Raw genomic sequence first — 20,348 nt, 5'->3', positions numbered from 1 at the left:
ATGACCACCCTCTCGTTACGCCCCACCCGCACCACTACCGAACACGATGCCCCGACCGCCATCCCTACACCCCGGGCCACCCACCGAAAACGACTGGTACCGAGACGATCCCCGCGGTGGGCACCGATTGCCGGACCGGTCCTGATTCTCGGGCTCTGGAGCATCTCCTCGGCCTACGAGTTGATCGACACCCGTATGTTGCCTGCCCCGTGGACCATCGCCGGAACTTTTCTCGACCTGTGGACGAGCGGCACCCTCGTGGGTGACATCGCGACCTCGTTGCAACGGGCAGCGATCGGGTTCGGTCTGGGTCTCGCATTCGCGCTGGTGCTGGCGTTGCTGGCCGGTCTCACCCGAGTCGGCGACACCCTGATCGACGGCACGGTCCAGCTCAAGCGCGCGATTCCCACGCTCGGCCTCATTCCGCTGCTGATCCTGTGGCTCGGAATCGGTGAGAGCTTCAAGATCGTCATCATCGCGTTGAGTGTGTTCGTGCCGATCTACATCAATCTCGTTGCAGCACTGCAGGGTATCGACCACCGCTATGTCGAACTCGCACAGGTGCTTCGATTGAACCGAACCCAGTTCATTCGACAGGTGGTATTTCCCGGCGCGCTACCAGGGTTGTTCATCGGACTTCGATTGGCGGTCAACATCTCCTGGCTCTCGCTCGTCGTACTCGAACAGATCAACGCCACGAGCGGGCTCGGCTACATGATGTTCCAAGCGCAGAACTACGGCCAGATGGACGTCATCGTGGTCGGGCTCGTCATCTACGGAATGTTCGGATTCGTCACCGACACCATCATTCGAACAATCGAAAGGAAGGCACTGTCATGGCGTCGCGGACTGCACTAGAGACCCTTGGGCAACTCGAAACTGGGCAACTCGGATTGAAGATCAGTGGATTGGTGCGAGAGTTCGGCACTCGGACCGTGCTCGACCACCTCGACATCGACATTCCGGCGGGGCAATTCGTCGCCCTGCTCGGCCGCAGCGGATCAGGGAAGAGCACGCTGCTGCGCGCAGTCGCCGAACTGGACGACGATGTGGTCGGTTCCGGCACCATCACCACCCCTGATCGAATCTCCATGGTGTTTCAGGACTCTCGGCTTCTGCCCTGGAAGCGCGTCCTCGACAACGTGCTGCTCGGCGCACCCGGGAGCGAAGTTCGCGCACGCGGAGTCGCCGCCCTCGCCGAGGTCGGACTCGGCGGGCGGGAGCGCGCATGGCCGTCGGAGCTGTCCGGCGGCGAGGCCCAACGCGCTGCGCTGGCCCGATCACTGGTGTGGGACCCCCAGCTCCTGCTCGCCGACGAACCCTTCGGAGCACTCGACGCCCTGACCCGCATCCGGATGCACAAATTGATCCAAGAACTGTGCCGACGACACCGCCCCACCGTTCTCCTCGTCACCCACGATGTCGACGAGGCAGTATCGCTCGCCGACCGCGTACTGGTGCTCGAAGACGGCCGAATCGGACTCGATCTCGCCATCGAACTCGACCGCCCCCGTGACCGAAAAAATCCACTGTTCGGCACCTATCGCGACGAGTTGCTCGCAGCCCTGGGTGTCGTCGATCCCATCGAGGTGTCCGCATGACCAAGCAGCTGCATCTGAACGCTTTTCTGATGTCCACCGGCCATCACGAGGCCTCGTGGCGTCTGCCCGAGAGCGATCCGGAGGCCAACGGAAGCCTCGAGCATTACGTTCGACTGACACGGACAGCCGAGCGTGGCCTGTTCGATTCCATCTTCTTCGCGGACGGCCCGGTCCTGTATGCCGATGTCGGACGCCGCCCTTCCGGCGGTTTCGAACCACTGACCCTGCTGTCGGCATTGGCCGTGGTCAGCGACAAGATCGGTCTCATCGCGACGGCGTCGACGTCGTACAACAGCCCGTACAACCTGGCGCGCAGGTTCGCCTCGATCGACCACCTCAGCGGTGGACGCGCAGGATGGAACATCGTCACCACTGCCGGCGGCGACGCAGCTCGCAATTTCGGTCTCGCCGATCAACCTTCGCACGCCGAACGTTATCGTCGCGCAAGAGAATTCGTCGAGGTGGCCCAGAAACTCTGGGACAGTTGGGAAGACGACGTGCAGGTGGCCGACAAGGCGTCGGGCATCTGGGGTGACGCGAAGAAGATCCACCCACCACACCACCACGGTGAATTCTATTCCGTGGACGGTGCGCTCAACGTTGCTCGTAGCCCGCAGGGCTATCCGCTGCTCGTGCAAGCGGGATCTTCCACAGATGGACGCGCCTTTGCCGCGCAGTACGCCGAGGCCATCTTCACCGCCCAACAGACGCTCGCCGACGCTCAGGAGTTCTATGCCGACATCAAAGCGCGGACGGCGACGTTCGGACGCGATCCGGACGCTATCAAGGTGCTCCCCGGCATCGTCCCGGTCCTCGGGAGCACCGAAGCAGAAGCCGGCGCCAAGGCTGCTGAATTGGAAAGCTACATCGTCCACGAATTCGCCCACGGCCAACTCGCGGACCTGTTGAAGGTCCCGATCGCAGACTTGCCTCTCGACGAGCAACTACCGGCGGACCTGCTACCCGAGGACGCTATCGAGGGTGCCAAGAGTCGCTACACCTTGATCGTCGACCTCGCTCGTCGCGAGAAGCTGACCGTCCGCCAGCTGATCGGCCGACTCGGTGGTGGACGTGGTCACCGTACGTTCACCGGGACTCCCGACCAGGTCGCCGATGCACTCGAGTCGTGGTTCGTCAGCGGCGCTGCAGATGGCTTCAACATCATGCCGCCCGTCCTGCCGTCGGGTCTCGACCTCTTCGTCGATCATGTCGTGCCGATCCTGCAGGCTCGGGGTTTGTTCCGTACCGAATACACCGCAGACACTCTGCGCGGGCATTACGGACTTGCCAGGCCGGAAAACAGCAACGCTGTTGCAGGGCTGAAACTGGCCTGAGGGGAATAAGCTCGATCGCTTCGGGTACATACGTGCGCGAGATGTAACGCACAAGACTGGAAGCGAGCTCCCTTTGACAGAACAACTGACGGTCCGACGCGTGATCGACGCCCCCGCAGCATCGATCTTCGCGGCCCTGGCGAATCCGGAACTACAGGCCGAGCTTGATGGATCGGAGATGTTGCAGGGCGCTATCGACCCGATGCCGCTCACCGCTGTGGGCGAAATGTTCGCGATGGAGATGTATCAGCCTGCGATCGGTGAGTACGTCATGGAGAACACCGTGTTCGTCTTCGAGCAGGATCGCCGGATCGGGTGGATTCCCAACCGGGCGGGTATGGAGCCGCGCGGAACCCGCTGGTCATGGGAGCTCGACGCTGTTACCGACGACCGGACCGCGCTCACCCAGGTCTACGACTGGTCACGCGTCACCGATCCGGAGTTCCGCAAGGCTGCCGGGTTTCCGCGGGTGAAAGAAGGGCAGATCGTCGACACGATGCGCAAGCTCGCCAGGCATCTCGGAGTGCCGATCGAGGACTGAGAAAAAAAGTTTCACCGCGTCGACAAATCTCCTCATTTGTCCACCGGGTTTACATATCTGCTGTATTGTCATCTACTAAGTGACATGCAACACTTGTGATCCGCGTCAGATGAGGAGTTTGCGTCGTGGCAACCCAGATGAGTCCCCAGTCGAGCACCCCCGTCGAGGAGTGGCACGACAAGAAGCGTTACCTATGGCTAATGGGACTAGTCCCGCCCACCGCCGTCTTCTTCGCCACCGCGATGATCTGGGTCTTCAACCAACTCGGCTGGTCTGCGGTCTCCCCCGTGCTGTGGTGGATCGGGCCGATCCTCGTCTACGGGCTCTTGCCTGCGCTCGATCTGTTCTTCGGTCCGGACGGTCAGAATCCGCCAGATGAGGTCATGGAGCGTCTGGAGAACGACAAGTACTACCGCTACTGCACGTACATCTACATCCCCTTCCAGTTCGCGAGCCTTCTCTTCGCCTGCTACCTGTGGACAGCAGAGAACCTCAGCTGGCTCGGGATCGAAGGCGGCCTCGGACTCGCATCGAAGATCGGACTCGCCATCAGCATCGGCGTCGTGGGCGGCGTGGGAATCAACACGGCACACGAGATGGGGCACAAGAAGCCGAGCCTCGAACGCTGGCTGTCGAAAGTCACACTGGCACAAACGTTCTACGGACACTTCTTCATCGAGCACAACCGCGGCCACCACGTTCGGGTCGCTACGCCTGAAGACCCGGCGAGCTCGAAGTTCGGCGAGAGCTTCTGGCGCTTCCTCCCCCGCAGCGTGTGGGGAAGCCTGCGCTCGTCGTGGGAGCTGGAAAAGACCCGTATGGATCGACTCGGCAAGTCCACGTGGAACATTCGCAACGATGTCCTCAATGCCTGGCTGATGTCGGTCGTGTTGTTCGGTGGGCTCATCGCCGTGTTCGGCATCGGTATCGCGCCATACCTGATTCTGCAGGCCGTCTACGGATTCGCGCTCCTCGAAACCGTCAACTACCTGGAGCATTACGGGCTGCTACGCGGCAAGACCGCCTCTGGCCGCTACGAGCGGTGCGCACCGGAGCACAGTTGGAACTCCGATCACATCGTCACCAACATCTTTCTCTATCACCTTCAGCGGCACAGCGATCACCACGCGAACCCGACCCGCAGGTACCAGACCTTGCGCAGCATGGAAGGTGCACCGAACCTCCCGAGCGGCTACGCAAGCATGATCGCCCTCGCCTACTTCCCACCGATCTGGCGAAAGGTGATGGACCACAGGGTGTTGGAGCACTACCTCGGTGACATCACCAACGTCAACATCGAACCGAGCAAGCGCGCGAAGATCCTTGCTCGCTACGGTGCGACTCCAGAGGCACAGTGATGACCAGTTACCAATGCCCCGTGTGCAACTTCGTCTACGACGAGACCGTCGGCGCACCGCGTGAGGGATTTCCGGCCGGCACCCCGTGGACCGACATCGCCGAAGACTGGCCGTGCCCGGACTGTGGCGTGCGAGAAAAGATCGACTTCGAACAGAAAGCAGACTGATATGTCCACCGATTTCAAGCTCTACCAATGCATCCAATGCGGATTCGAGTACGACGAGGAAATCGGCTGGCCCGATGACGGCATCGAGCCGGGGACCAAATGGGAGGACATTCCGGAGGACTGGAGCTGCCCCGATTGTGGTGCCGCCAAGGCCGACTTCTTCATGGTCGAGATCAGCAGGCCGTGACGGCGGGCGGTAATGTCGACGAAGTGACCGTGCGACCGGAGACGACCAGCCCTTACAAGAGCGCTGTGACCAGCCTGATGCGCACCACAATCCTCGATGCGCTCCACTCTCTGCTTCTCGAGCACACCTGGTCGAACGTCAACATGACGGACGTCGCCAAGACTGCGGGGGTCAGTCGCCAAACTCTCTACAAGGAGTTCGGCACCAGAAAGGGTTTGGCGCAGGGCTACGCGTTGCGACTCACCGACTCCTTCGTCTCGGCCGTCGACAGCGCAATCTACGCCAACGAGAACGACAGCCTCCGCACGTTGTATCTGGCCTTCACCCAGTTCTTCGGTCGGAGCGCCACCGACCCACTCGTGTTGTCGATACTGACCGACGACCCACCACCGGATCTACTTCGTCTCGTCACCACCGAAAGCGGAATTCTGCTCGAGCACGCGGCGTCTCGACTTGCCGAGACCTTCGAGCACAGTTGGATTCGGGCCTCACCGCACAACGCCGACGTCCTCGGCCGGGCCGTGGTGCGTCTGGCATTGAGCTACATATCGATGCCACCGTCGAATTCCGCCGATGTCGCTGCGGACATGGCGTCACTGCTCGCCCCCTTCGTCGACACCGTCAAGGACTCGGCCTGACGCGTCGATGATGCTGTCCTCGGACAGCAGAACCTCGAGCGCCGCGTCGCCCAGGGGGATGAAGCTGTCCTTGCTCGCCACCCTGCGGACGATGCCGTCGAAGCCTGCGTCGGCCAGCGCCGCGATCACTCCTTCACCGACTCCGCCCGTGCTGCGAGTCTCGTCGACCACCAGGACTCGACCGGTCGCCCGAGCATGATGTTCGATGTCCGCGATGGGCAGCGGAGCGATCCAGCGTATATCCACCACGCGTACACCGATGTCGACTCTTTCGAGCTCCCGAGCACAGCGCAGGCTCATCCGGACACCGTTACCGAACGTGACGATCGTCAGATCGTTTCCCTCGCCGTACACCCGCGCGTGGCCGACCTCCACGGGCTCGGTCGGGTAGCTGCTCATCCACTCCCCGTCACCGTCCTCGTACAGATCTTTGCTGTGGTACAACGCAATCGGTTCGAGAAAGATGCACACCGCACCGTGACTAACCGCTGCGTCGGCGCAGGCCAGCATCATTGCGGCAGCATCGTCTGGCCGCGACGGCGACGCTATGACGATCCCGGGTATATCCCTCAGCGCTGCAACAGCGTTGTCGTTGTGAAAGTGCCCGCCGAAGCCCTTCTGATAGCCGTATGCAGCGATACGGACCACCATCGGGTTTCGGTACTGCCGATTCGAAAAGAATTGTAGTGTCGCCGCTTCACCCCGAATCTGATCGGCAGCGTTGTGCAGGTACGCCAGGTACTGAATCTCCGCAATCGGCAGCAATCCCGAAATGCCGGCTCCCGCAGCGAGTCCGAGTATCGCTTGCTCGTCGAGGACGGTGTCGAACACACGCGCAGGTCCCACGCTGTCCAGCAACCCACGCGTGACGCCGTAGACACCACCTTTCCTGGCAACATCCTCACCGAACAGAACAGCCTGCGGATAGCGTTCGAGAACCTCGAGCAACGCTCGGTTCACCGCCTGCGCCAACGTAAGCGGAGCCACTGCCACAGTCGCAGCCGGAGTCGAGGTAGGGCCTGGCTGCGGCGTCGAGGCGATGTCGCGCATCATCTCGGTGAGCGGCTTCATCACCTCGGCCGCGGAACCGAGGTGCGGTAGTTCCGCGATCTCGTGGGCAGCCCCGATCACCAGAGCGCGCTTGGCTTCGTAGCGCTCCAGCGCGTCCTCGGCAGTGAGAGCGCCATTCTCGATCAACCACCGTGCCGTGCAGAGAACCGGATCTCGCGCATAGTCGGCAGATATTTCCGAAGCTCCACGGTACGCAGATTCGACGTCGGATCCGGCGTGGCCCATCAAGCGGACGGTCCGCAGATGTAGAAAAGCCGGCTTGCGGTGCGTGCGCACCCAGGTCGATGCCGCAGTCGCCGTCGCGAGAACTTCGTGCAGGTCACTGCCGTCGGCGCAGAAGTATTCGAGCCCGCGGCGTTCGGCGAAGTTGGACGCGATCCAACCCTCCGGTGTCCGCACGCTGATTCCGATGCCGTTGTCCTCGCAGACGAACAGCAGCGGCAACGGCACGCCCTGATAAGCCGAGTGAACAGCGGTGTTGATGGCGCCCAGGGCCGTCGAATGGTTGGCCGACGCGTCGCCGAAACTGCAGATCACGACGGCATCCGCAGGCCACGGTGAGGGCACACCGAGCTTTTTCGCTCGTGGAATCGAGAATGCGACGCCGACTGCGCGGGGAAGATGCGAGGCAATGGTCGAAGTCTGTGGAATGACGGCAAGGTCGGCTCGGCCGAACACTTTGTGGCGGCCACCGGACATCGGCTCGCTCGTCGCCGCGACGAGGCCCTCGAGGACGTCGCGTATCGGATCGCTGCCGCCGCCCTGGCGTGCACGTTCGAGGTAGAAGGCTCCCGAGCGGTAGTGCAACAACGCCGGGTCCGTCGGTCGTAGTGCACCGGCAACCGCTGCATTGCTCTCGTGTCCCGCGCTACCGATCGTGTAGAAACCTCGCCCGATCGAGCGGAGCCAGCGCGCTGCGAGATCGAGATGTCTGCTGCCGAGCTGGGCGTCGAACAGCTCGAGGATGCGGTCGGTCGTCGCTGACCGGCTCACCGCGCTACTGCCCGAGCGGAGGGAACCGATTCGATCCAGGAAGTGCTCGTCGATCGGTTCGGCCATGGCTGATTCTAGCTATCGACGCGATGGTCCACGCTTGTCTCGAACTCGGCCACCATTCCGCGGTGCATCACGCGGTCGCCGACGACACCGCTGTGGTCCGCGCGGTGCATGACGCAGCGGTTGTCCCAGATTACGAGGTCACCGGGTGACCATGAGTGCTCGAGTAAGTTCTCCGGTCGTGTCGAGTGCTCCACGAGATACCGGATCAGCGTTGCTGCTTCGGCTTCCGTTTTGCCGCTCACCGCCACACAGCGGGCAGGCGCGGAAAGATACAGAGCCTTCCGTCCGGAGATCGGATGCACTCGGACCAGCGGATGCTTCGCTGATACGTCCTCGAACCCATCCAGGCCGGTCACCACGTGCGTGACAATTCGCCCGTCGATGTCGGCGCGGATCTCGGCAGGCAAGGAGTCGTAGGCCTCGTACTGGTTACTGAACAGCGTCTGACCTCCCGTCGTCGGGACTTCGACTGCTCGCAGCGAGGTGTAGGCCGGCGGGTGCTCGATGTAAGTGGTGTCGACGTGAAACGTCGACTTCGGTGGGGTCGCTCTTCCGACATTGCTGATCACGTTGAGATCGGGATAACCAGCGACGGGCCTCTCCCCTTCGGTGAACATCAGGTCACCGAAGGAACGAAGAAACGCCAGGAACTGGTCGTCGTCGATCTCGTGATCGGGCAGGACTGCGACGCCGTGCCGCGCGAGAAGGGTCGCGAACTCCTCGACGTCTTCGGCAGTCAAACGGGCGGGGTCGAGTTCGGTGATGCGGACCCCGATGGGGTGCAGAACCTGGTGTTTCATCAGTTCCCCTCGGCTATCGCCAGGGCGAACAGTTCGTCGAGGGGAATGCCTGCCGCCGCGGCCATGACGGCGATGACACTGCTCGGGGAGTACGAGCAGTAGAGACCGGCTTCGAGGAACCACGGGTTTCCGTCTCGATCGATGCGGAAATCGAACAGGCTGTACTGACGGCACCCCAGCGCGACATGGCATTTTCTTGCGGCATCGAAGACTCTCTCGGTGATGGGATCGTCGCTCTCGACTATCCAGGCGCGAGTGGCCTCCTTGGCAACGAGGTACAGCTCACCGTCGTCGGTCCGGTCGAGTTTGTCGGCGCGGCCACGGATCGGGTTCGACACCTCGTCGACGGCGTACTCCTCCAACGGTAGGCACACCAGGTCCCCGTCGCGGACGATGATCCCGCAGCGCACCTCGCGGCCCAATTCGATATACGACTCGATGAGTGCCGACTGCGAGTACTGCAACGCCTCGTTCACGGCGGCGGCGAGTTCGCTCGGATCGCGAACCAGTGTCACACCCATCGAATTGTCGGAATCGACGGGCTTGACCACGACAGGCACCATGGCTCTCGAAGATTCTGTTTTTCTCGGGTCGCCGCGGGAAACGAGAACCCCGTCGGGAACGGCGACGCCGGCTGCCGCGACGATAGCCCGGGCAATGTTCTTCTCTGCCGTCATTGCCATCACTTCGGGTCGGTTCCCCACGTACGCAATGCCGAGCAGTTCGAACAGTGAGCGGTACAGTGTCATCCCGGGTCGGCAGAACATTTGGGGAACAACGACGTCGATATGCCAGGTGGATATCTCCGAGATTGCGTCGCTCAGTGAAATAGATTGTGCTGCAGCAATACTCGACGACTCGATGCTCTCCGGAAAGCGCCAGCATCCATCCGGGGTGACAAATGCGATTCGAAGACTGTAGGACGGGTTCCCCGCGAACGCATCGAGGAATCCCCCGGCGTAAACGCGCGAGAGATCGGCGTTGAAGTCGTCGACCGCCGAGCCCGCAAGGACCAGTACCGCTGTCGGCGACATCAGTCCCCTCCATTCTCGACGAGTTTGCCGATGTTGAAATCTATTCGCGTCCACCCTCGTCCGGACTTCAGGTTCTTGAGCAGCAGTGAAGGAATCTGCAGGTGATGAACCAACAGGTAGGGCAACGGGTCCCAACGTTCGTACACCGCATCGGTTCCGCCGAGAATCACTCGGAGTCGATGCCGGCGCTGCGGCTCGGTGAGCAGCCGCCACAGTTCGTGATAAATCCAGTACGTCGGACGTGAGGACTGGGTGGGTTCGACGACCGAGTGACCGTCCTCGAGGTACGCAGCAGCGAGTTCCGGGTGGTCGTAGAACATGGTGATTGCCGAGTGCGTGCGCGGATTGCATTCGATCGCGTAGACCTGCCCGTCCGATGCCTCGATGAAGTCGAAGGACAACTGGCCGGTGACACCGAGCGTCTTCACGAATGTCTCTACCCAGGACCGGATCTCGGGCTTGTCGATCATCTCGTAGTTGACCTGGAATGCCGAGGACTTGCAGCATGCGTAGACCTGCAGCGCACCACCGCGCACGGTTCCGTGGGTGCAGTACTCCTGGCCGGAGATGAACTCCTGCAGTATCCACGGGTCGCCCTCGTCGATGCCGAGGCTGCGCGCGAAAGCAGCATTCCGCTCCGGGGTGCTCTGGGACAGGCGCGTCAGGTCCATACGCCCGACGGGGTTGTAGGCGATGCGTTTGAGGATGTACTCACGCCCGGGAGTGAAATCGAAAGTATCTATCTGCTGCGGGTCGGTGATCCGCTTCCAGTGTGGGACTCGAAGTCCCATCGACTCCGCCATTTGAGAGAACCGCGATTTGTCGTCGAGCATGCGCACGGTCTCGGAGTCTGCGTGCACGACTTCGCAGTATCCGTCGAGTACGTTCCGCGCGTCGGCATCGTGAATGCTCGCCGCTGGACTCGCCACCGGAACGAACACGTCGACACCTTCACGGACGACCACGTCGCGCAAGGCTTTGGCGTACCCGAGGTCGGTGGGCTCGGGAACGCAGTAGAAGCGATCGACTGCCCGAGAGAACCGATGCCCGGTGAACCGATACTTGGGTGATTCGACGAGGACCACTCGGTGACCTGCCAGGTGGAACGACCGTGCCAGTTGAAGCGCTTTGGTCATCTTTCCGCCACTGATGAGAATTGTCCGGCTCGATGAACCCTGTGTGTCGAAGGGTGGATCGAATCGCCGTGCAAGGGAGTAGCCCACCACGGCAAGGTCGAGTGGCAGCGTGGCGAGCAAACCTGCCAGGGCCCCGACCGTGCGCACTGCCGAAGACACCATGTCCGCTACACCGGTATCCGTCGAATGAGCGTCACACCGTCTCGCAACGGCAGAAGGACCTGCTCGACGCGGGGGTCGCCGGCGACATAGCGGTTGAAGTCCGCGATCGCGTCGCCGTTGCCGGTCCGACCGTCCGCCTGCGCGTAGGGCTGACCCTGCATCAGGGTGTTGTCCACGACGATGACTGCGTTCGCGGTCAGCAGATCGGTATCGAGCAGCATCCGGTAGTAGTCGAGATATCCGGTTTTGTCCGCGTCTACGAATACGAGGTCGAAGGGATGCGAGGTTCCGTCGAGCCGACGCAGAGTCTCCGAGGCCGGTCCGACTTCGACGACGATGCGCGCGCCCGCTGCCGACTCTGCAAAACTTGCCCGCGCGAAATCGGCCACGAACTCGTCGATCTCACAGGCCACCACTTCCCCGTTCGGCGGGAGAGCCTCTGCCATGGCCAGCGCGGAGTAGCCGGTGAACATGCCGATCTCGAGCACTCTTCTCGCTCCGGTCATGTGCACCAGGAACTTCAGCAACTGGCCCTCGACCTGCCCGGACAACATCTCCTGCTCCACTGGCCGGGAAGCCCAGTCGGCAGAATGCGTCCGCTGCGACAACGCTGCCAGCGCCGGAGACTCTTCCGTGGTGCAGCGTTCGACGTACGGATCGAGCCCCGCGGCCAGATCTCGCAGGCGGCTGATCCGGCGCCTCAGCTCGCCCGGAATCGAATCTACGTCCGCCAGCAGTTCGGTCACCTCCCGCAATTCCGCGGCAAGGATGGTCGACGGTGTGACCGGGCGCGGTTCTGTTCGAGAGTCGATGTCACTCACCGACTCCGGTCGGAGGTGAACATGTCTACTCCCTCTCCGCCGCGGTCGAAGTCCAAGCAGATCTTCTTGTGCAACGCCAGCACGTCGGCGAGTTCTGCCGTCGTCACATCGTTGAGGAATCGGCACGCTCCGATCGGGTCGGGAACTGCGGCACGCAGAATGCCGTCACGAGTCTTGAGGATCGAACTGGTTGCCTCGGAGAGTAATTCGGGCGTCAGGTAGTCACTGTCGAGCGCGAGGCCGAGGCGGGACATGGTCCCGAGTACTCGATCGCGCTCTTCGGAGGTGATGTGCCCGCGCTGCTCGGCGAGAGTGGTCGACAACGCCATGTCGATGTTGATCGCATGTCCGTGGAAGAACGGCGCCGGTGGCGTCAATTCCAGCGTCGGGCTCCAGGTGTGACCGAAAGCGATGACCCGGTCCAGTTCGATCTCGTGTAGGTTCGGCGCCTCGAGTTCGAGCATGGTGTCGATAGCCTGGTACGTCAAAGTGTCTGCAACAGAGCGCAGTTCTGGAGTTCCATCGAGGTGTCCAAATCTGGTACGAAGTAGCTCCGGACCGTGCTCGTCGAGCATGTCGAAAATTGCACTATTGCCCACGACGGAGATCTTGATCAACTCCGCCATACCGTTGCGGACCTGATCCTCCGGCAGCGAACGGAGGAACGAAAAGTCCAGCAGGACCTTCTGCGAAGCGTGGTACGCGCCCAGACGATTCTTGTGCTTTCCGAAATTCACGGCGACCTTGATGGACACGCTTGCATCGATCAACCCGATCAGCGTCGTCGGGATTCTGATGTACGGGGTGTTGCGTCGGTAGCTTGCGCACGCGTACCCGGCGACGTCCGTAGTGAGCCCGCCCCCGACGACCAGGACCGGTTCGGTGCGCACGAGCCCGAACCGGTCGAATTCGCCCACGATCTGCTCGAACGTCTCGAGTGATTTGGCGGTCTCGGCGATCTTCACCGGCAGCACGGTCAAGGCAATGTCGTGGTGTTGGAAGTACGCACGAATCTGCTCGCCGTAGATCGCGTAGACGACCTCGTCTACGACCATGAGCGCCCGCCCGTACTGCCGGTAGCTGTCCGCCAGTTCGGTATTGCCCACCGAGAAAACACCGTCTACGTAGAGAAGGTCGTACTCGATCTTCTCGTACCCCTCGACGTGGAAGGCACGCTCGGTTGCGGTGACCTGCGCTTGCATGGAACTCATCGGTTGCCTTCGGTCAGCGAGCGGAGCCGATCCGCGTCGAGATGATCGACGGTTTCCACCGCCGCGGAGAAGTCGCCCCCTACCGTGTTTGCATTGGGGAACGCGACGCAGCGAACGTGTGCAGCGACAGCGGCACCGACGCCACCGACATTGTCTTCGATAGCAACGCAATTCTTCGCGTTCTCGCCGAGGCGCCCGAGTGCGAACATGTACGCCGCCCGATCCGGCTTGCCTTGCGAGACACTCGCGGAATCGACTACTACGTCGAACAAGTCGACGTCGACAGCAGTCAGAGCGCCGAGCAATGCATTGACGTTCTCAGGGGAGGTGGTGGTCACGAGACCGACCTTGATGTCGTGCTTCTTCGCACTCGCAATCGTCTCGACGACGCCTGGGCGTGGGTCGACGTCGGAGTTGGCCAGCAACTTCTGAAAGATCTCCGACTTCGTGGAATGTACTGCTGCGGAGTCGACTTTCTCACCGCGTGAGTGTGCATATTCGGCGATGCGAGCTGCGCCGCCGTTGCTCGCCAGCATTTCGATGTAGTCCTTGCGCTCCCAGGTCCAGCCGAGATCGTGCGCGGCAAAGGCGTCGTTGAATGCTTGTCGTTGAATTTCGGACGTATCGGCAAGTGTGCTGATCGATCCGAACAGGATGGCAGCCATCGGGTTCCTTCCGCGAAATGTAGTGAGGTGCTTGAGGACTTGTTGCCAGTGTTATGACGGCGAGTGTCAGCCAGTCGGGTGCGTGCATCACGAATGGATAACGAAAAGTAACAGAAGGGTAACGGCGTCCGACGAAACAATTGCGATCGAACAGGTTCTGTCTGAACACCGGAACCCTGGGTATCGCGGCGTCCTACGGAAAGAGGATTCCACCATGAGAGTGCTGGTCACTGGCGCAACCGGGTACATCGGGTCCCGTCTCGTCCCCACCCTGATCGACGCCGAACACGAGGTTGTCGCTGCGATGCGCGACCCGGAGAAGAAGTCTTCCTTCGCATGGGGTGATCAGGTCGATACGGCCCGGTTCGACCTCGACGATCACGACACCTTCGACACCGCAACGGCCGGTGTCGACGCGGTCGTCTACCTGGTCCATTCGATGGACGAGGGCGATTTCGTCCGTAAGGATGCAGAGGCAGCAGAGCGCATGGCCGCCGCCGCCGAAAAGAACGGCGTCGAGCGCATCGTCTATGTCTCCGGCCTGATTCCCGACGACAGCACCGAGTTGTCCGATCACTTGCGTTCTCGTTTGCAGGTGGAGGAGACCTTCCTGGCAAGCTCCGTCGAGGCAACAGTGCTGCGGGCCGCGATCATCCTGGGGTCGGGATCGACGTCCTTCGAACTGGTACGTCGTATGACCGAACGCCTCCCCGTCACACCTGTGCCGACCTGGATGAACCACAAGGTCCAACCGATCGCGGTGGCCGATGTAGTGCGGATAGTCGCTGCATCACTCCGACCGGATCCCATCACAGGATCGTTCGACATCGGTGGGGAGGAAGTATTGACGTATCCGGAACTGCTCGGCACATATGCCCGCGTCGCCGGACTTCGTCGGCCGAGAATTCCGGTGCCTTTCGCCCCTGTCTCCTTGGTGGGCAGAGCCGTTGCAGCAATCACACAGATGCCCCAAGGCACGGTGACCTCGCTCGTGGAGAGCCTCGATCACGAGATGATCGTTCGGCGTGGCAATGCGGCAACCGAAGAGTTTGCAGACCCGAGTACGCCACTGATCGGCCTGATCGAATCGCTCGAACGCTCGATCACCGACTCGGCGCGAAGTGGTACCGAGGCGCGGGTCGATCCGCAGAAGGCAGCGGATACGGACCCGTCGTGGGCCGGGGGCGTAGTCACTCTGCAGGACACAGTGATTCGGCATCGGCCGACCGGGCTGATGTCGCGTCTGGCGTTGGGCGTCGTACGAAGCTAGGCCTGCTCTACCACGGAGAACAGCGCAAACCCGACATCACATTACGACTGGCTGGGTGCTCGAGCGAGGCTGTTCTTCGCCCTTGGACGCGGATCTCTATTGTCGAGACCGACACGACATGGTGCACTGGCGTGCAGCAGAAGCGTTCAGGGGAACAAAAGGGGAAGAGGTTCGATGATGGATGCGGACGTAATCGTGGTCGGTGCTGGTCTGGCAGGTCTGGTGGCCACCGCCGAACTGGCTGACGCGGGCAAGCGAGTGCTTCTGCTCGATCAGGAACCGGAACAGAATCTCGGTGGCCAGGCCTTCTGGTCACTCGGTGGCCTGTTCATGATCGATACCCCTGAGCAGCGCAGGATGGGCATCAAGGACTCCCCCGAATTGGCGTTGCAGGATTGGCTCGGCACCGCGACGTTCGACCGCGGCATCGACGACCCCAAGGGCGAGGACTACTGGGGTTATCAGTGGGCACAGGCCTACTTGGAGTTTGCGGCGGGTGAGAAGCGCTCATGGCTGCACGCGCAGGGAATGCGGTGGGTTCCTATCGTCGGTTGGGCCGAACGCGGCGGCTACCTCGCCGAGGGCCACGGCAACTCGGTGCCACGCTTCCACCTCACCTGGGGAACAGGCCCCGGCGTTCTCGCCCCGTTCGAACGGCGGGTTCGCGAGGCTGCCGCGAAAGGCTTGGTGCGCTTCGGATTCCGCCATCGCGTGGACGATCTCACCATCACCGACGGCGTCGTAGACGGCGTCCGAGGATCGGTTCTCGAGCCCAGCACCTCGGTCCGGGGTTCGGGAAGCACGCGGGTCGAGGTCGAGGAGTTCGAACTTCATGCCGGCGCCGTATTGGTCACCGCCGGTGGAATCGGCGCCAATCACGATCTGGTGCGGGAGAATTGGCCCGCCCGATTGGGCACACCCCCGACGTCGATGATCTCCGGGGTACCCGAGCATGTCGACGGACGCATGCTCGGCATCACCGAGCGTGCAGGTGGCCGACTGGTCAACAAGGACCGGATGTGGCACTACACCGAGGGAATCAAGAATTGGAATCCCATCTGGAAGAACCATGGGATTCGCATCATCCCCGGCCCGTCTTCGATGTGGTTCGACGCACGCGGACAACGCTTCCCGGTCCCGAACTTCCCCGGCTTCGACACTCTCGGCACGCTGAAAACAATTCAGGACAGCGGATACGACTACTCGTGGTTCGTTCTCACGCAAAAAATCATCGAGAAGGAGTTCGCGCTCTCGGGATCCGAGCAGAACCCCGACATCACGGACAAGAACCTCAAACTCGTTCTCGGACGGGTACTACCCGGAGCCAGCGGACCGGTCGAGGCATTCAAAGAGCACGGCGAGGACTTCGTCGTTGCAAAAACAATATCCGAGCTGGTCGCAGGCATGAACAAGATCACCGGCGACAACCTGATCGATGCTCGCGATCTCGAGCGCCAGATCACCGCACGAGACCGTGAGACGGACAACCCGTTCACCAAGGACCTGCAAGTCTCCGCGATTCACAATTCTCGACGCTCCCGCGGCGAGCGGATAGCTCGCACTGCGTCGTTGCACAAGATCCTCGATCCCAAGTCCGGTCCGTTGATCGCAGTGCGACTGAACATCATCACCCGCAAGACCCTCGGTGGAATCCAGACCGATCTCGATGGGCGCGTGCAGAATTCGGACGGGACTACAGTGCCGGGACTGTGGGCAGCCGGTGAGATCGCCGGGTTCGGCGGCGGCGGTGTGCACGGATATCGATCGCTGGAGGGCACCTTCCTCGGCGGCTGCATATTCAGTGGTCGGCAAGCCGGACGCGCATTGGCACAGGGAGTGTGAGCGTGGCCGACAGACAGTGCGCCTAGAGGTAGCCCGTCGGTCGCGCAGTGCGCACTCTGTACCGTGGAGCGGAGGACTTCGACCACGGAACACCGATTGGGAAGGATCTTTATGTCTCAGCCTGCACGGCTCGAGAAGAATCCGGACAAGGGCTACGTAGCACTACTCGGCTGGAGCTTGCCGGCTGTGGAAGCCCTCGACAAGTTCGACCGCAGGTATGTGGTCGTGGCTCCGGATTGGGCCGAGCAATACTGCACTGAGCACGATATTCCCTATCTTCCGTGGAACTTCGAACGTCTCAACGACCGTTCGCTCGAGATCGCCGAAACACTGCGCGATATGGGTGTCGATGTCGCGATCCCGCTGTACGAGGAAACTGTCGAGTGGGCCGGCGCCATCAACTCGGTACTGCTGGGCAACCCACGCCTGTTCGGGCAGGCGATGTTGTTGCGAGACAAGTCCCTGATGAAGCGTCGTGCACAGCTCGGTGGGATTCGCGTCGGGATCTTCGAGGAGGCTCACGACCGTGAAGATGTGATCCGCTTCCTCAAACGCGTCAACCAAACTCTCCTCAAACTCGACGGCGACCCCAACGACCCGATTCACGTCAAAGCGTTCGACAAGGCGGGCTGCCTCGGCCACCGGGTGATCAGGACACCTGACGACGTCGACTCGATCCCGGACGAGGAATTCCCGGCTCTGATGGAATCGCATCTCGACGGCTGGGAGTTCGCCGTCGAAGCGTGGATTCACAACGGAAAGATCAAGTTCCTCAACATCTCCGAGTACGTGACCCTCGGATACTCGGTATTCGTACCCGCCACCCCCGAGCTCGAGAAGTACCGCGATCAGATCACCGTCCAGATCGAGAAGCTGATCAAGACCTTCGAGATCGAATTCGGGTTCATCCACCCCGAGTACTTCGTCACCAGCGACGGCGAGATGTACTTCGGCGAAGTTGCTTACCGGCCACCAGGTTTCAAGGTTTTCGAGCTGCTGGAGCGTGCCTACGGATTCAATGCTTACCAGGGCCTGGTACTGGCGTTCGACCCGAAGACCACCGAGGAAGAGATCGACGCCTTCTTCCCCAAGGAGGTCGTCGACGCCACCGGTGTTGCCGGCTGCTTCGGTGTGTACCCCCGTCGACGCGTCGTCAGCAACCTCGTCATTCCCGACGTCACCTTGGACGACGACTACTACGAGACGAACGACCTCTCGGCACCCGTCGAGGAGACCGTCACCAAGCGTACGGCTTTCGGTACGCACTGGGGATTGCTGTACTTCTTCGGCGAAGATCCGTACCGGATGCGTGATCTGCTCAAACAACAGGAAGAACTGGACTTCTACGTGTGAGGCACGAATTCGGGGACGACCACACGCCACCGGCACAGTCGACGGAAAAACCGTCGGTCACCGATGCGACCACAGCAGTCGATCGAGCATTGGCTTCGCGTCTCGAGCAGCTCGATCACGCAACCGAGGCATTCGCAACTGCTCCGGAGTTCACCAAGAGCAGCAAGCTCCGACGCGTCCTCGACTCGTTGCATCGTGTGCTGTCGCAACCCGGCGGCTGTGCAGCGATTCGGGAGCGTGCCGAACTGCTCGAGAACGCGGGACTGTTCGCCGGATCGGACTGGGCGCAGCCGGATATCCTCGTTCCGGCGTTCGTCGGCCCGAGCCTGCGAAGCGGCAACAACGACACCGTAGTGCTCGAAGCGACGAGTGAACTTCGGATGGTGGCGATCGTTGCCGGCGAATACGACCACCCGGCGGTGACGCCGGAAAATGCTCGCCGGTTCCTGTCCCAGGTCCTCGCCATGAACCTCGAAGTGTTGTTCACAGCGCCGTCGGAGGCAGAACGAGTTCGACTCGGGCGCACAGCTCATCTCATTCGCGATCTGTTCGGTTACGTAGCCGAACAGATCGGTTACGACAGCGTTCTCGACGAACTCCTCGAAGAGATTTGGCGTGTGTTGCGTCAACGCCCGATTCAGGTGGACAACGTCAAGGCGATGGTCACCCGCATCGCGATCTACCGCGACGACCCCACCGTGGATCTCGGTACGTCAGGGCAGGGTCTCGACCGGTTGATCACGGCACTGTTCGGCACTACCGAAGCGTGTCGGGAGGACCCCGGGGTCGACGTCTATCGGTCGCGGCTCGCGGTCATGGATTCGGAGGCTCTGCAGTTCGAGGCACGCGGTTTCGCCCGGGCAATGCACGACACCGGGTTGGTCTCGCCCTATCACGCGACCCTCATGCGTTATCTGGTCGAGAACAACAGTTATGTACTGGCCGAGGCGCTCGGACTGTCCGACACCGGCAGGACCTGTCTGCAGCGATATCCGGAACTCGTTCAGCGGCTCGTTTCCGAGACCGTGTATCCGGAGACAGCACAGTGCCTGTACGGCCTGGCGCTGCTTCTCGACCGGGGGACTCTGTACGAGCCGCCGGTAGTCCCTTCCCTGTGGCGGCAGATTTCTTTGAAGCTGTCACCGAAGGTGCGCGAGAGAATGCTTGTCGCATTCGGTCCGGGCCCCGATCCGGAGTCGCGGTTGCTCGGTGGACTGTTGTCGATGCTCGGCCAACCACTCGGTGTCGGCCAAGGTGACAATCCCACGTGCCAGTCTGCGCGAGCACTGTCCATGTGGGCGTACAACGATCCCGACTATCTGCTGCAGATGGTCGTCTGGGCTGCACGTGATGACGAGATCGTCATGCACTTCGAGGGTCAACCGATCTCCTCGACCGATAGCGTGGGCGGCGTCGCTACCACCGATCCGATCGACCTCGATCCGGTTTCGTTGCTGTTGGTGCCGCACCTCGACCGAATTTACGCAGAGATGGTCCGACGCTGCGCCGACCGCGAAGGCGACCCGCATCGCTGGGTCAATCCCGAGTTCCACGGCTGGTGGTCGGCTCGCGAATTCCACATCAACGTCGACGTCGCGACCGGAAATCTGATCGACCTCGACGGCTTCATTCGCCAGTTTCACGCCTCCTATCATCCCGCGTACAACGGTGGTCAGCCGCTGATTCACCCGCAGCCGGCCGGCGTCGCCGTCACCGACAGCGCGGCCCGCTACATCGGCTGGCATGCGATCGCCATCCTGCGTGTCACCGCCGATCCCGACGGCATCATGCGGGTCTATTTTTTCAACCCGAACAACGACAGCGGCCAGGATTGGGGTGACGGCGTCGTCGTCGGGACCGCAGGAAACGGTGAACGAGCCGGTGAGGGATCCCTGCCGTTCGACCAGTTCGCCTCTCGCCTCTACATCTTTCACGCCGATCCGCTCGAGGAAGGTGAGCCGGACAAGATTCCGGCGGAAGATGTCGAGAACATCATCGGATTCATCGAACGCAGTTGGGGCGCAGACAGGCTGCCTCGGGGCGCAAGCGAGGAAGATCGGTAGTTTCGGAGGCGTTTCAGGGCCGTTTCCTGGACTCC

The 20,348-nt window shown here is 61.7% G+C and carries 19 protein-coding genes; 12 read left to right on the top strand and 7 right to left on the bottom strand.

Annotated elements, in window-relative coordinates:
- From H2510_RS13530 to H2510_RS13495, 8 genes are all read left to right on the top strand, one after another.
- A complete protein-coding gene (locus H2510_RS13530; RefSeq protein ID WP_186628803.1) occupies positions 1 to 858 on the top strand; it encodes an ABC transporter permease in 858 nt (285 codons plus the stop codon).
- Positions 837 to 1,601 carry an ABC transporter ATP-binding protein gene (locus H2510_RS13525; protein ID WP_186628802.1) on the top strand — a complete coding sequence of 255 codons (765 nt, stop codon included), beginning with the start codon at positions 837 to 839 and terminating at the stop codon, positions 1,599 to 1,601. Before H2510_RS13530 ends, H2510_RS13525 begins: the two co-directional genes overlap by 22 nt.
- On the top strand, positions 1,598 to 2,935 hold the full coding sequence (locus H2510_RS13520; RefSeq protein ID WP_186628801.1) for an LLM class flavin-dependent oxidoreductase: 1,338 nt from the start codon (positions 1,598 to 1,600) through the stop codon (positions 2,933 to 2,935). The genes H2510_RS13525 and H2510_RS13520 overlap by 4 nt, the downstream gene beginning before the upstream one ends.
- 73 nt (positions 2,936 to 3,008) lie before the next feature.
- Positions 3,009 to 3,476: an SRPBCC domain-containing protein gene (locus H2510_RS13515; RefSeq protein WP_186628800.1), complete on the top strand. Its 468-nt coding sequence runs from the start codon at positions 3,009 to 3,011 to the stop codon at positions 3,474 to 3,476.
- Between the two features lie 137 nt (positions 3,477 to 3,613).
- The gene (locus tag H2510_RS13510) at positions 3,614 to 4,834 is read left to right on the top strand and encodes an alkane 1-monooxygenase (RefSeq protein ID WP_186628915.1); all 1,221 of its coding nucleotides are present in this window, start codon (positions 3,614 to 3,616) and stop codon (positions 4,832 to 4,834) included.
- On the top strand, positions 4,834 to 5,001 hold the full coding sequence (locus tag H2510_RS13505; RefSeq protein WP_186628799.1) for a rubredoxin: 168 nt from the start codon (positions 4,834 to 4,836) through the stop codon (positions 4,999 to 5,001). Before H2510_RS13510 ends, H2510_RS13505 begins: the two co-directional genes overlap by 1 nt.
- A 1-nt stretch (position 5,002) precedes the next feature.
- Entirely contained in the window at positions 5,003 to 5,188 is a 186-nt protein-coding gene (locus H2510_RS13500; protein WP_088945317.1) for a rubredoxin, read from the top strand.
- Between the two features lie 23 nt (positions 5,189 to 5,211).
- On the top strand, positions 5,212 to 5,826 hold the full coding sequence (locus H2510_RS13495) for a TetR family transcriptional regulator (RefSeq protein WP_397517360.1): 615 nt from the start codon (positions 5,212 to 5,214) through the stop codon (positions 5,824 to 5,826).
- Here H2510_RS13495 and H2510_RS13490 read toward each other — a convergent pair.
- Genes H2510_RS13490 through H2510_RS13460 form a run of 7 tightly spaced genes read right to left on the bottom strand, consistent with a single transcriptional unit; the run spans position 5,782 to position 13,785 of the window.
- Positions 5,782 to 7,956 carry a thiamine pyrophosphate-dependent enzyme gene (locus tag H2510_RS13490; RefSeq protein ID WP_186628798.1) on the bottom strand — a complete coding sequence of 725 codons (2,175 nt, stop codon included), beginning with the start codon at positions 7,954 to 7,956 and terminating at the stop codon, positions 5,782 to 5,784. The two genes, H2510_RS13495 and H2510_RS13490, sit on opposite strands and share 45 nt — an antisense overlap.
- 8 nt (positions 7,957 to 7,964) lie before the next feature.
- Positions 7,965 to 8,756, bottom strand: coding sequence for a TauD/TfdA family dioxygenase (locus H2510_RS13485; protein ID WP_186628797.1), 792 nt, complete (start codon positions 8,754 to 8,756; stop codon positions 7,965 to 7,967).
- Positions 8,756 to 9,790: a D-alanine--D-alanine ligase gene (locus tag H2510_RS13480; protein ID WP_186628796.1), complete on the bottom strand. Its 1,035-nt coding sequence runs from the start codon at positions 9,788 to 9,790 to the stop codon at positions 8,756 to 8,758. Before H2510_RS13480 ends, H2510_RS13485 begins: the two co-directional genes overlap by 1 nt.
- A complete protein-coding gene (locus tag H2510_RS13475; RefSeq protein ID WP_186628795.1) occupies positions 9,790 to 11,088 on the bottom strand; it encodes an ATP-grasp enzyme in 1,299 nt (432 codons plus the stop codon). Before H2510_RS13475 ends, H2510_RS13480 begins: the two co-directional genes overlap by 1 nt.
- A 5-nt stretch (positions 11,089 to 11,093) precedes the next feature.
- On the bottom strand, positions 11,094 to 11,909 hold the full coding sequence (locus H2510_RS13470) for a class I SAM-dependent methyltransferase (RefSeq protein WP_315901369.1): 816 nt from the start codon (positions 11,907 to 11,909) through the stop codon (positions 11,094 to 11,096).
- A complete protein-coding gene (locus H2510_RS13465) occupies positions 11,906 to 13,120 on the bottom strand; it encodes a sedoheptulose 7-phosphate cyclase (protein WP_186628794.1) in 1,215 nt (404 codons plus the stop codon). The genes H2510_RS13470 and H2510_RS13465 overlap by 4 nt, the downstream gene beginning before the upstream one ends.
- Positions 13,117 to 13,785 carry an HAD-IA family hydrolase gene (locus H2510_RS13460; RefSeq protein ID WP_186628793.1) on the bottom strand — a complete coding sequence of 223 codons (669 nt, stop codon included), beginning with the start codon at positions 13,783 to 13,785 and terminating at the stop codon, positions 13,117 to 13,119. The genes H2510_RS13465 and H2510_RS13460 overlap by 4 nt, the downstream gene beginning before the upstream one ends.
- 214 nt (positions 13,786 to 13,999) lie before the next feature.
- On the opposite strand from H2510_RS13460, the gene H2510_RS13455 reads away from it, so the two are divergent.
- From H2510_RS13455 to H2510_RS13440, 4 genes are all read left to right on the top strand, one after another.
- A complete protein-coding gene (locus tag H2510_RS13455; protein WP_186628792.1) occupies positions 14,000 to 15,055 on the top strand; it encodes an NAD(P)H-binding protein in 1,056 nt (351 codons plus the stop codon).
- 177 nt (positions 15,056 to 15,232) lie between these two features.
- Positions 15,233 to 16,897, top strand: coding sequence for an FAD-binding dehydrogenase (locus tag H2510_RS13450; RefSeq protein WP_186628912.1), 1,665 nt, complete (start codon positions 15,233 to 15,235; stop codon positions 16,895 to 16,897).
- A 111-nt stretch (positions 16,898 to 17,008) separates the two neighbouring features.
- Positions 17,009 to 18,250 (top strand): acetyl-CoA carboxylase biotin carboxylase subunit family protein, encoded by a 1,242-nt coding sequence (locus H2510_RS13445; protein ID WP_186628791.1) that lies wholly within the window; start codon positions 17,009 to 17,011, stop codon positions 18,248 to 18,250.
- 89 nt (positions 18,251 to 18,339) lie between these two features.
- Entirely contained in the window at positions 18,340 to 20,313 is a 1,974-nt protein-coding gene (locus H2510_RS13440; RefSeq protein ID WP_186628911.1) for a hypothetical protein, read from the top strand.
- Positions 20,314 to 20,348 lie beyond the last annotated feature (35 nt).

Origin of the sequence: Rhodococcus sp. BP22 (genome assembly GCF_014281965.1) — a bacterium.
GTDB lineage: Bacteria > Actinomycetota > Actinomycetes > Mycobacteriales > Mycobacteriaceae > Rhodococcoides.
Note: the sequence above shows the minus strand (reverse complement) of the source record. Positions and strands in the feature narration are given on the sequence as shown.